The 12,906-nt window shown below is 55.6% G+C and carries 8 protein-coding genes; 1 reads left to right on the forward strand and 7 read right to left on the reverse strand.

Features of this window, described 5'->3' with window-relative positions; genetic code table 11:
* Positions 1-159 precede the first annotated feature (159 nt).
* From mazG to rlmD, 3 genes are all read right to left on the reverse strand, one after another.
* Positions 160-951: a nucleoside triphosphate pyrophosphohydrolase gene (mazG, locus tag EoCCA6_RS06980; RefSeq protein WP_152082057.1), complete on the reverse strand. Its 792-nt coding sequence runs from the start codon at positions 949-951 to the stop codon at positions 160-162.
* 69 nt (positions 952-1,020) lie between these two features.
* A complete protein-coding gene (gene relA, locus EoCCA6_RS06985; RefSeq protein WP_152082058.1) occupies positions 1,021-3,252 on the reverse strand; it encodes a GTP diphosphokinase in 2,232 nt (743 codons plus the stop codon).
* Positions 3,253-3,303: 51 nt separating this feature from the next.
* A complete protein-coding gene (rlmD, locus tag EoCCA6_RS06990) occupies positions 3,304-4,602 on the reverse strand; it encodes a 23S rRNA (uracil(1939)-C(5))-methyltransferase RlmD (protein ID WP_152082059.1) in 1,299 nt (432 codons plus the stop codon).
* 57 nt (positions 4,603-4,659) lie between these two features.
* On the opposite strand from rlmD, the gene barA reads away from it, so the two are divergent.
* A complete protein-coding gene (gene barA / locus EoCCA6_RS06995; RefSeq protein ID WP_152082060.1) occupies positions 4,660-7,422 on the forward strand; it encodes a two-component sensor histidine kinase BarA in 2,763 nt (920 codons plus the stop codon).
* Between the two features lie 83 nt (positions 7,423-7,505).
* Here barA and EoCCA6_RS07000 read toward each other — a convergent pair whose 3' ends face one another.
* The 4 genes from EoCCA6_RS07000 to EoCCA6_RS07015 all read right to left on the reverse strand — a co-directional run bounded on the left by EoCCA6_RS07000 (position 7,506) and on the right by EoCCA6_RS07015 (position 12,777).
* The gene (locus EoCCA6_RS07000; RefSeq protein ID WP_152082061.1) at positions 7,506-8,651 is read right to left on the reverse strand and encodes a glycerate kinase; all 1,146 of its coding nucleotides are present in this window, start codon (positions 8,649-8,651) and stop codon (positions 7,506-7,508) included.
* 77 nt (positions 8,652-8,728) lie between these two features.
* Positions 8,729-10,066, reverse strand: a complete 1,338-nt coding sequence (gene gudD / locus EoCCA6_RS07005) for a glucarate dehydratase (RefSeq protein WP_152082062.1) — start codon at positions 10,064-10,066, stop codon at positions 8,729-8,731.
* A 15-nt stretch (positions 10,067-10,081) separates the two neighbouring features.
* Complete coding sequence (locus tag EoCCA6_RS07010; RefSeq protein WP_152082063.1) at positions 10,082-11,422, reverse strand: enolase C-terminal domain-like protein; 1,341 nt, start codon at positions 11,420-11,422, stop codon at positions 10,082-10,084.
* Entirely contained in the window at positions 11,422-12,777 is a 1,356-nt protein-coding gene (locus EoCCA6_RS07015; RefSeq protein ID WP_152082064.1) for an MFS transporter, read from the reverse strand. The genes EoCCA6_RS07010 and EoCCA6_RS07015 overlap by 1 nt, the downstream gene beginning before the upstream one ends.
* Between the last annotated feature and the right edge of the window lie 129 nt (positions 12,778-12,906).

Below are 12,906 nucleotides of genomic sequence, written 5' to 3' on the forward strand. Positions count from 1 at the left end.
CACGGCGAGCGCCACAAACTTTCATTCTCCGTCTCCTTTCCAGGTCATGACAAACATAAGGAGTGAGAAAATAGCCCCTTTTGGGTAAATGTTTTTGACGCAAATCAAGCGCTTGTCATTTAAAAAATCACACAAATTGCGCTTGATCGCAAAATTCCGTTAGAGATCAGATTCCTGGCGTTTTACTTCCTGCCAGACATCTTCCATCGCAGCGAGGTCAATCCCGGTCATTTCCAGGCCACGCGAGGCTACAATCCGCTCGACTTCACGGAAGCGTCGCTCAAATTTAATGTTGGCTTTTTGTAGCGCGGTTTCCGCTTTTACACCCAAATGGCGCGAAAGGTTAACGGTCGCGAACAGCAGGTCGCCCATCTCCTCTTCCAGCTTCGCTTCATCCACCACGGCCTGTTGCGCTTCATGCATCACTTCGTCGATCTCTTCGTGTACTTTATCCAGCACCGGGCCCAGGGAGTGCCAGTCAAAGCCGACAGCGGAGCAGCGTTTCTGAATTTTATGCGCGCGCATCAGCGCAGGCAGGCTCAGCGGGATATCATCCAGTGCGGAATGCTGGGATTTTTCGGCGCGCTCGGCGCTTTTGATTTGCTCCCAGCGAGCCAGCACTTCCGCGCTGTTTCCTGCGGTGGCGTCGCCAAAGATATGCGGATGGCGGCGCTCCAGTTTGTCGCTGATCGCGGCGCAGATATCGTCAAAGTTAAAACGCCCCTCTTCCTGTGCCATTTGTGCATAGAACACCACCTGGAACAGCAGGTCGCCCAGCTCGCCGCGCAGGTCGTCAAAATCTTCGCGTGAAATGGCGTCCAGCACTTCGTAGGTCTCTTCAAGGGTGTACGGGGCGATGGTGGCGAAAGTCTGCTCTTTGTCCCACGGGCAGCCGTTTTCCGGGTCACGCAGGCGTTTCATGATGCCGAGCAAGCGGTCGATTTGAGTCATGGTTATGTCCTGATAAAAAAATGCCGGGTGGCGGCTTACGCCTTACCCGGCCTACAAAAGAGGGAAATCTTAACCGCCGTGCAGACGACGCGCGTCAATCACATCCGGCACCTGGTTCAGTTTGCCAAGCACGCGGCCCAGCACCTGCAGGTTATAGATTTCGATGGTCATATCGATGGTGGCAAGCTGTTCGCGGGTATCGCTGCGGCTGGCCACACCCAGCACGTTGACCTTCTCGTTGGCAAGAATGGTGGTGATATCACGTAGCAGGCCACTGCGATCGTTCGCGGTGACGCGCACCACCAGCGAGTAGCCAGCAGAGTAGCTTTCACCCCAGACGGCTTCCACGATACGTTCCGGCGCATGAGATTGCAGCTCGGCAAGCTGGTCGCAGTCAGACCGGTGAATCGAAATCCCGCGCCCCTGCGTGATAAAGCCCACGATATCATCGCCCGGAATCGGCTGGCAGCAGCGGGCAATATGGTGCATCAGATTACCGACCCCTTCGACAACCACGCGGCCATTGTCTTTGCTGCGCTGCTGCGGGGCATAGGTTTTCTGCTGCAGTTGCTTCAGCGCGGCGGCATCCTGCTCTGCTGCGCTTGGCTTGTTAAACTGCGCCTGCAGGAAGTTGACCATCTGGTTCAGACGGATATCACCGCCGCCAATCGCCGCTAACAGCTCATCCAGTTCGTTAAAGTTGTAGCGCGGCAGCAGGAATTTTTCCGCCTCTTTGAGGCTGATGCCGATATGCTCCAACTCATCATCAAGGATCTGGCGTCCGGCAAGAATGTTTTTGTCACGATCCTGCTTACGGAACCAGGCGTGAATTTTGGAGCGGCCACGGCTGGTCGTGACGTAACCCAGATTCGGGTTAAGCCAGTCACGGCTCGGGTTTGGTTGCTTCTGAGTGATGATTTCAATCTGATCGCCCATCTGCAACTGATAGGTAAACGGTACAATACGCCCGCCGATTTTCGCACCGATGCAACGGTGCCCCACATCACTGTGGATGTGGTAGGCGAAGTCGAGCGGCGTCGAACCTGCCGGCAGGTCGACGACATCGCCTTTTGGTGTAAAGACGTACACCCGGTCATCAAAGACCTGGCTGCGCACTTCATCGAGCATTTCGCCGGAATCAGCCATCTCCTCCTGCCACGCAATCAGCTTACGCAGCCAGGCGATACGATCTTCATGGCCGGAGCGCGCGCCGCCAGAGGTCCCCTCTTTATATTTCCAGTGCGCAGCTACGCCCAGCTCGGCGTCTTCATGCATCTGTTTGGTGCGGATCTGGATTTCAACCGTTTTGCCGCCAGGGCCAAGCACAACGGTATGAATGGACTGGTAGCCGTTAGGTTTCGGGTTCGCGACATAGTCATCGAACTCATCCGGCAAGTGGCGGAAGTGAGTGTGTACTATCCCCAGCGCGGCATAGCAGTCCTGCAAACGCTCGGCCACAATACGCACCGCTCGCACATCGAACAGCTCGTCAAAAGCGAGATGTTTCTTCTGCATTTTGCGCCAGATGCTGTAGATGTGCTTCGGACGCCCATACACTTCGGCGCGCACATTCTCTTCTTTCATCGCCTTGCGTAACCCGCTGACAAACTCATCGATATAGTGCTCGCGATCGATGCGACGCTCGTGCAGCAGTTTAGCAATGCGCTTGTATTCCGCCGGATGGAGATAACGGAAGCAGTAGTCCTCAAGCTCCCATTTAAGCTGACCGATCCCTAAGCGGTTCGCCAGCGGCGCATAAATATTTGTACACTCTTTGGCGGCCAGTACGCGCTCGTCTTCCGGCGCATCCTTCACTTCACGCAGGTGAGCAATACGTTCGGCCAGCTTGATGACCACGCAGCGAAAATCATCCACCATAGCCAGCAGCATACGGCGAACGTTATCCACCTGCTCTGAGGAGACGGAGTCTGTCTGCGCGGCTTTAAGCTGGCGAATTGCCGCCATATCACGCACGCCGTGAATAAGCGCGACAACGGGCTTACCGACGCTTTCACGCAGTACATCTTCACTGACAACATCCGCATCGGCCAGCGGGAATAAGAGCGCAGCCTGTAGCGTTTCGATGTCCATGTTCAGCATGGACAAAATTTCCACCATTTCCACGCCGCGCCATAACAGCAAATCAGCGTCCGGATGCCCCTGCGTGGTGCGCAAACAATAGGCCCAGGTTTCGGTTAAGCGTTCACACGACTGCTGGCTGGAAATCCCCAGACTTGCGATCCATTTTTGAGGGTCAAACTCACCAGCTTTATTAAGATGTGCACTTCTTACCGCAACCATCGTCCTCTCCTTTAGGGACCAGGGCCTGTCGAAGTCGACAAGCCAAACAAATTAGATGTGCTCAAACAACACCATTGATTCCAGATGTCCAGTGTGCGGGAACATGTCCAGCATTGCCAGACGCTGAATCTGGTAACCCGCACCCGTTAGTGCCTCACTATCCCTGGCGAGCGTCGCCGGGTTACAGGAGACATAGACCACGCGCTTCGGCGCGAGTTTAATTATATGTTGCATCACCCCCGGCGCGCCTGCACGCGCCGGGTCGAGCAGGATTTTGTCGAAACCCTGTTTTGCCCAGGGTTGTCTGGTGACATCATCCTCAAGATTTTGATGAAAGAATGTCACATTTTGCAACCCGTTCTGTTGAGCATTTTCCTGCCCTTTCGCCACCAGCGCCTCGACACCCTCCACACCCACCACGCTCGCAGCTTTCTGAGCCAGAGGCAGTGTGAAATTGCCCATACCGCAGAACAGATCGAGCACCCGGTCCGTTGGCTGTACATCCAGCCACGCCAGCGCGTGAGCAATCATCTGCTGGTTAACGCCGTCATTCACCTGGATGAAATCCCGCGGGCTGAACGTTAAGCGTAGCCCGTTTGACGCATACCAGGGGGCCTCACCTGTAACCTGATCAAGTATCTCGCTTTGTGGCGCGAGGAAAAGCGCAAGCTCGTGAGAATGCGAAAAGCGTTCCAGTTTTTCGCGATCTTTTTTCGACAGTGGCGCGGTGTGGCGCAGCACCATCAACGGGCCGTTATTGGCAAGAACCAGTTCGACATGGCCCAGGTGGCGAACGCCTTCCAGCAACGCAAGGCAGTTGCGCACGTCCGGGAGCAATGCCTCCAGACGGGGCACCAAAATGGGGCACTGATTGATATCAACGATATCGCTGGAGCCAGCCTTGCGAAATCCCATCTCCAGCCGTTCGGTTTTTGGCTGGTAGCTGAGGCTCAGGCGAGCACGACGGCGATAACCCCAGGGCTGATCCGCAATAATCTCGTTCACGTCATGTTTGATCAGGCGCGCCAGTGCGTTACTTTTGCTTTTATGCTGTAAAACTACGCTGGCATGCTGTTGCTGACAGCCTCCGCAAACGCCAAAATGCGGGCAGCGAGGTATCACACGTTCAGGGCTATCATTAAGACGACGTTTCACCAGACCGCGCGCGTACTGGCGTTTATCTTCCGTGAGGGTAATTTCTGCTCGTTCTGTTGGCAGCAAACCTGATATAAACACTGTCTTACCATTGTGACGCGCCACCCCCTGACCAAAGGGATCGAGGTCTGTGGCTTCAACAGTTATGATCTGACGCGTCGTCACACGTCGCTTTGCAGAGTAGAATTGCGCCATTGCCGAGATTTTTCTCAAATAAACATAATTACCCTAATTGTCCCATAACGGAACGCCATGACCAACTACAGCCTGCGTGCGCGCATGATGATTTTGATCCTCGCCCCCACCGTACTTATCGGTTTGTTGTTGAGTATCTTCTTTGTGGTGCATCGCTATAACGATTTGCAGAGGCAACTGGAAGATGCCGGCGCGAGCATTATTGAGCCGCTCGCCGTCTCCAGTGAGTACGGTATGAACCTGCAAAACCGCGAATCCATTGGTCAGTTAATTAGCGTGCTGCACCGCCGTCATTCGGAGATCGTGCGCGCGATTTCCGTTTACGACGAGCATAACCGTCTGTTCGTCACCTCAAATTTTCACCTCGATCCTGCTGAACTGAAAATCCCGGACGGCACGCCGTTTCCGCGTCATCTCAGCGTGCTGCGGCGTGGCGATATCATGATCCTGCGAACCCCCATCATTTCGGAAAGTTATTCACCTGATGAATCGGCTATGTCGGATGCCAAGTCCGGCAATAATATGTTGGGATATGTGGCGCTGGAGCTGGATCTCAAGTCGGTGAGGCTGCAGCAGTACAAAGAAATTTTCATCTCCGGCATGATGATGCTGTTCTGCATTGGCATCGCGCTTATTTTCGGCTGGCGACTGATGCGCGACGTCACGGGGCCTATCCGTAATATGGTCAACACCGTTGACCGTATCCGCCGCGGCCAGCTCGACAGCCGCGTGGAAGGGTTTATGTTGGGCGAGCTGGATATGTTGAAAAACGGCATCAACTCGATGGCGATGTCGCTGGCGGCCTATCATGAAGAGATGCAGCACAACGTCGACCAGGCAACGTCCGATCTGCGCGAAACGCTGGAACAGATGGAGATCCAGAACGTCGAGCTGGATCTGGCGAAAAAACGCGCCCAGGAAGCGGCACGTATTAAGTCCGAATTCCTTGCCAATATGTCACACGAGCTGCGAACACCGCTGAACGGCGTGATCGGTTTTACCCGTCTGACGCTGAAAAGCGAGCTGAACCCAACCCAGCGCGATCACCTGCACACCATCGAACGGTCGGCTAACAACCTGCTGGCGATCATTAACGACGTGCTGGACTTCTCCAAGCTGGAAGCAGGCAAACTGATTCTGGAAAGCATTCCCTTCCCGCTGCGCAGTACGCTGGATGAAGTGGTCACGCTTCTCGCGCACTCCTCGCATGATAAAGGGCTGGAGCTGACGCTCAATATCAAGAACGACGTACCGGATAATGTTATTGGCGATCCGCTGCGTTTGCAGCAGGTCATCACCAACCTGGTGGGTAACGCCATCAAGTTCACCGAGAGCGGCAATATCGATATTCTGGTCGAGAAACGGGCGCTCAGTAACAATAAAGTGCAGATTGAGGTTCAGATCCGCGATACCGGCATTGGTATTCCTGAGCGCGACCAGTCGCGCCTGTTCCAGGCGTTCCGTCAGGCGGATGCCAGTATCTCCCGCCGCCACGGAGGTACAGGCCTGGGGCTGGTGATCACCCAAAAACTGGTGAAAGAGATGGGGGGAGATATCTCCTTCCACAGCCAGCCAAACCGTGGTTCAACCTTCTGGTTCCATATCAACCTCGATCTCAATCCAAACGTGATGACGGACGGGCCAGTCACTAACTGCCTGAAAGGGATGCGTCTGGCCTACGTTGAACCGAATGCAGCTGCGGCTCAGTGTACGCTGGATATCTTAAGCACCACACCGCTTGAGGTTATCTACAGCCCAACCTTCTCCGCGCTGACCGTCGACCATTACGATATTCTGCTGATGGGTATTCCGGTCACCTTTACCGGTGAACTGACCATGCAGCAGGAACGGCTGGCGAAAGCGGCCTCAATGACCGATTACCTGCTGCTGGCGCTGCCGTGTCATGCCCAGATTAACGCGGAAGAGCTGAAAAACGACGGCGCTGCAGCCTGTCTGCTAAAACCACTTACCGCGACAAGGTTGCTTCCTGCGCTGACAGAATACTGCCGTCTGACGCACCAGGTCCTGCCGCTGGTCAGCGATGAACATAAGCTGCCCATGACCGTGATGGCGGTGGATGATAACCCGGCAAACCTGAAGCTGATCGGCGTACTGCTTGAAGATCAGGTTCAGCACGTTGAGTTGTGCACCTGCGGCGCTGAGGCGGTTGAACGAGCCAAACAGATGCAGTTCGATCTGATATTGATGGATATTCAGATGCCAGGCATGGACGGTATCCGCGCCTGCGAGTTGATTCGCCAGCTTCCGCACCAGCAGCAAACGCCGGTCATTGCGGTGACCGCGCACGCGATGGCAGGCCAAAAAGAGAAGCTGCTGAGCGCCGGGATGAATGATTATCTGGCAAAGCCCATCGACGAAGAGAAACTGCATAGCCTGCTACTGCGCTATAAGCCCGGACAACTCGGTGGGACGTATACCGTCGTTTCAGCAGACCCCGTAGAAATAAGTGTTAATCAGAACGCCACATTCGACTGGCAGCTGGCGCTACGCCAGGCGGCAGGTAAACCTGATCTCGCGCGCGAAATGCTTCAGATGCTGGTCGCGTTTTTGCCGGAAATCCGCAATAAAGTTGAAGAGCAGCTGGTCGGGGAAAGCCCGGACGAACTACTTGATGCTATCCACAAGCTACATGGCAGTTGTGGCTACAGCGGCGTGCCAAGGCTGAAAAATCTTTGCCAATTGCTGGAGCAGCAACTGCGTGCAGGCACACCGGAATCTGAGCTTGAACCCGAGTTTCTGGAGTTGCTGGATGAGATGGATAATGTGACGCGGGAAGCGATGAAGGTGCTGGGGAGTTAAAGGAAATGCCGGGTGGCGGCTTCGCCTTACCCGGCCTGCGATCGCAATCCTGCAGGCCCGGTAAGCGTAGCGTCACCGGGCATTTACGGCTGAATCATCTGCCCCACTTTCAACACCGCCGCAATATTCCTTGCCGCCATCTGGACATTTTGCTGCGCATTTTCGAGCGCCTCTTCCAGTGAGCAGATGGTATAGATCACGCTAAACACGGCATCAATACCGTGATTGTGCACGACACCCACATCCGCTGTCAGGCTGCCTGCAATGCCGATAACCGGTTTGTTATAGCGTTTAGCCACCTTCGCCACGCCAACGGGCACTTTGCCGTGGATCGTCTGGCTGTCGATGCGCCCCTCTCCGGTAATGACCAAATCAGCATCGGCAACCTGTTCATCCAGATGCAGGGCATCAGTGACAATTTCAATGCCCTGCCGTAGCTGGGCACCGCAAAATGCATACAGTGCCGCCCCCATTCCGCCAGCTGCGCCGCCACCGGCAAGATCTAAAACATGGGTATCCAGATCCCGAGCGATCACGTGGGCGTAATGTGCCAGCGCGTTATCCAGAGTGGCGATCATCTCTGGCGTGGCCCCTTTCTGAGGCCCGAACACCGCAGATGCCCCCTCTTCTCCGGTAAGCGGATTTGTGACATCGCAGGCGACCTCGATCCGGCAACCGGCCAGGCGCGTATCCAGCCCGCTCAGATCGATATGTGCCAGCCTTGCCAGCTCACTGCCGCCCTGACCGATTGGCTGTGCGTTCGCATCCAGCAGTTTTGCCCCCAGCGCCTGCACCATGCCAGCACCACCATCGTTGGTGGCGCTGCCGCCGATACCAATAATAATATGCTTAACACCCGCATCCAGCGCATGACGGATGAGCTCACCGGTTCCCCACGAGGTGGTTTTCAGCGGATTACGCTGAGAAGGCACAACCAGCTCAAGGCCACTGGCGGCGGCCATCTCGATGAATGCGCTCTGCTCGTCACCGGATATTCCAAAGAATCCTTCCACACGCTCACCTAATGGACCGGTGACCGGGACATGGACGATTCGCCCCTGAGTGGCGGCAACCATGGCTTCCACGGTTCCTTCCCCCCCATCAGCAACCGGCAATTTCACGTAGTGAGCCGAGGGGAAGATTTCGCGAAAACCGCGCTCTATCGCCGTCGCGACCTCAAGTGCACTCAAACTTTCCTTATATGAGTCCGGTGCGATAACTATTTTCATAAGCCATCCTTACGCATGTTAGCTACGTTAAGCATACACCATGGAAATAACCGCCAATGGGAGCGGTCCCAGTGTGTTTATCGTACCATGCATGGACGCTTATTGTCGAATGTCCAGTTCGGGATCAGGTACTGCATTGCCATTGCATCGTCGCGCGCCCCCAGTCCGTGTTTCAGGTACAGCTCATGGGCTTTCATCACCTGATCCATGTCCAGCTCAACGCCAAGGCCTGGCGTCGTCGGCACCTGCACCATGCCACCTTTGATCTCAAACGGCTGTTTGGTCAGGCGCTGGTTGCCTTCCTGCCAGATCCAGTGGGTATCGATAGCCGTAATATTGCCCGGCGCGGCGGCTGCCACGTGGGTGAACATCGCCAGAGAGATGTCGAAGTGGTTATTGGAATGTGAGCCCCAGGTCAGGCCGAACTCATGGCACATCTGCGCCACGCGAACCGAACCCTGCATCGTCCAGAAGTGCGGGTCAGCCAGCGGAATGTCGACAGACTGAAGAGACAAAGTATGCCCCATCTGTCGCCAGTCGGTGGCAATCATGTTGGTGGCGGTGGGTAACCCGGTGGCACGGCGGAACTCCGCCATCACTTCACGCCCGGAGAAACCTTGCTCAGCCCCGCACGGATCTTCCGCGTAGGCCAGTACCCCCTTCAACTGCTTACCGATTTTGATCGCTTCATCAAGCGACCAGGCACCGTTCGGGTCCAGCGTTACGCGCGCCTGCGGGAAACGTTTTGCCAGCGCGGTAATTGCCTCCGCTTCTTCCTCGCCTGCCAGCACGCCCCCCTTCAGTTTGAAATCATTGAAACCGTATTTTTCGTAAGCAGCTTCTGCCAGACGCACCACGGCATCCGGGGTCATCGCTTCATCATGACGAACGCGATACCAGTCGCAGTGTTCATCAGGCTGGCTCTGGTAAGGCAGCGGCGTCAGTTTGCGGTTGCCGACAAAGAACAGGTAACCGAGCATTTCCACTTCACTACGCTGCTGACCATCCCCCAGCAGTGAGGCGACATTAACACCCAGGTGTTGGCCCAGCAGATCCAGCATCGCGGCTTCGATGCCGGTCACCACATGAATAGTGGTACGCAGATCGAAAGTCTGCAGACCGCGCCCGCCCGCATCACGCTCTGCAAAAGTGCTGCGCACGGTGCTCAGAACATTTTTGTATTCGCCGAGGGTTTTACCCACGACCAGCGGAATGGCATCTTCCAGCGTCTTACGGATCTTCTCTCCGCCTGGAATTTCCCCGACGCCGGTATGTCCGGCGTTGTCTTTAATGATCACGATATTGCGGGTAAAAAATGGGGCATGTGCGCCGCTCAGGTTCATCAGCATGCTGTCATGGCCCGCCACCGGAATGATCTGCATGGAAGTGACTACTGGGGTAGAAAATGTGCTCATCGTTCAATCCTTTTATCAGTGACGTCCAAAAACAGGGCGCTTACGGTCAAATGTCCAGCCGGGGATAAGGTACTGCATGGGGCCTGCGTCGTTACGTGCGCCGCCCGGCAGTTTTTTATACGCCTCATGCGCTTTGTGGATCTGATCCCAGTCAAGCTCCACGCCCAGCCCCGGCGCATCCGGCACGGCAATTTTGCCGTTTTTAATTTCCAGCGGATTTTTCGTCAGGCGGGCTTCGCCTTCCTGCCAAATCCAGTGGGTATCTATAGCTGTCGGGTTACCCGGTGCCGCCGCACCAACGTGGGTAAACATCGCCAGTGAAATATCAAAATGGTTATTGGAGTGGCAGCCCCAGGTAAGGCCCCAGTCGTCACAGAGTTGGGCAACGCGCACCGCGCCAGAGAGCGTCCAGAAATGCGGGTCGGCCAGCGGAATATCCACTGAGTTAAGCATCACCGCATGGCCCATTTCCCGCCAGTTGGTGGCAATCATGTTGGTTGCGACCGGCAGGCCAGTCGCCCGGCGGAACTCCGCCATCACCTCGCGGCCAGAGAAACCTTGCTCAGCCCCGCACGGATCTTCCGCGTAGGTCAGCACATCGCCCATGCCTTTACACAGGGCGATAGCTTCATCCAGCAGCCATGCACCGTTCGGATCGACAGTAATACGCGCATCCGGGAAACGTTTTTTCAGCGCTCGCGCACTTTCAATTTCTTGCTCACCCGGCAACACGCCCCCTTTCAGTTTGAAATCTTTAAAGCCGTAGCGGTCCTGGGCCGCCTCAGCCAGGCGAACCACCGTGTCGCTGGAAAGCGCTTCCTGATGACGCAGGTGATACCAATCGTGGCTGCCAGGCGAACGTTCAAGATAAGGCAGGTCAGTTTTGTTGCGATCGCCAACATAAAACAGATAGCCGAGTACCGTGACGGCATCGCGCTGCTTGCCCGGCCCGAGCAGTTCACAAACCGGTACATTCAGCGTTTTGCCGAGCAAATCGAGCAATGCCGCTTCCAGCGCGGCGACCGCGTTGACGCGCAGCTCAAAGGTCCATGCTCCTTTGCCGAACGTGTCGAAATCAGCCGACTGGTTGCCTTTGTGCACCCGCTGAACCACTTTGTTCAGCCGGGCGACCTCCTGGCCTGTGACTTGCGGAATGGCGTCTACCAGCGTCTGGTAGATAACCTCTCCGCCGGGGGCTTCTCCCACGCCAGTATTACCGGCGCTGTCAGTGAGCACCACGATATTACGGGTAAACCAGGCATTATGAGCGCCGCCAATATTGAGCAGCATGCTGTCCTGCCCCGCCACCGGGATAACCTTCATCTCCGTTACGACAGGGCTTGATTGTGTAGTCATTATACGTGTCCTCCGACAGGTTTAAGCTCAATACGCTTGATATCCCCAACCAGCACCAGGTAGCTCAATACCGCCACCAGAGCATGCACACCGACGTAAATCAGCGCACCGCTGAAAGAACCGGTCGTTCCTACGATGTAGCCGATGGCAATGGGGGTCACAATTCCGGAAATGTTGCCGAACATGTTGAACAGACCGCCGCTCAGGCCACTGATCTCTTTCGGCGCGGTATCCGCCATCACCGCCCAACCCAGCGCACCAATCCCTTTGCCGAAGAACGCCATCGCCATAAAGCCGATAATCATCCACTCCGCGCTCACATAGTTACAGAACACCATAGTCATCGAGAGCAGCATACCCAGCACGATAGGTGTTTTGCGGGCAATATTGAGCGAACCGGTACGGCGCATCAGCCAGTCGGAAATCACGCCTCCCAACACTCCGCCCACGAAGCCGCAGATGGCCGGGATCGAGGCAACAAAGCCCGCTTTCAGAATCGACATTCCGCGCGCCTGCACCAGATAAACCGGGAACCAGGTGATGAAGAAGTAAGTTAACGCGTTGATACAGTACTGACCCAGATAGATGCCGATCATCATGCGTGACCCAACGAGCTGTTTGATCTGCGCCCATTTCTGGCTGAACGGCACTTTCTCTTTGGCAATCTTCTGATCCATGTTGATCAGCGCCCCGCCTTCCGCAATGTACTCCAGCTCTTTCTTGTTCACGCCCGGATGTTGGTTCGGTTCATGGATCACTTTCAGCCAGATGAAGCTAATGACGATCCCAAGCCCGCCCATAAAGAAGAAGACGTGCGACCAGCCCACTTCGTGGGTCAGCCAGCCCATGATCGGGGCGAAGATAACGGTGGCGAAATATTGCGCCGAGTTAAAAATTGCCACCGCGGTTCCCCTCTCCTGCGCCGGGAACCAGGCCGCCACAATACGGCTGTTACCAGGGAAGGAAGGCGCTTCCGCCAGGCCTACCAGGAAACGCAGGGTGAACAGCGCAACGATAATGCCAAAGCCGTTAAAGATATCGACGAAGCCCTGCAGCAGGGTAAACATCGACCAGATAAAGATGGACCAGAAGTAGACGCGTTTAGAACCGAAACGGTCAAGCAACCAGCCGCCTGGGATTTGGCCGATCACGTAGGCCCATGAAAATGCGGAGAAAACGTAACCCATGCCAACCGGGTCGAGTCCAATGTCTTTCGCCATTTCAGACCCGGCAATCGACAACGTAGCGCGGTCACCATAGTTAAAGGATGTGACGATAAACAGCATCACCACTATCCAGTAGCGAGCATTGGTGCGCTTTTCAGCGCTGCTCGCCGCGTGGCTTAATGTACTCATTGTTGCACTCCTGAATCTTGGCTCTCGCCAGGTTCATTCTGTACAGCACCTGTAGGGTAATCAGAATGAGAGGTTAGTGTTGGGCAGTTTTGGTACGGCGACATGCCGTTTTATAGTGACGCACTGCCT

The sequence above is a fragment of the Enterobacter oligotrophicus genome (genome assembly GCF_009176645.1).
In the GTDB taxonomy this organism is placed as follows: Bacteria; Pseudomonadota; Gammaproteobacteria; order Enterobacterales; family Enterobacteriaceae; genus Enterobacter; species Enterobacter oligotrophicus.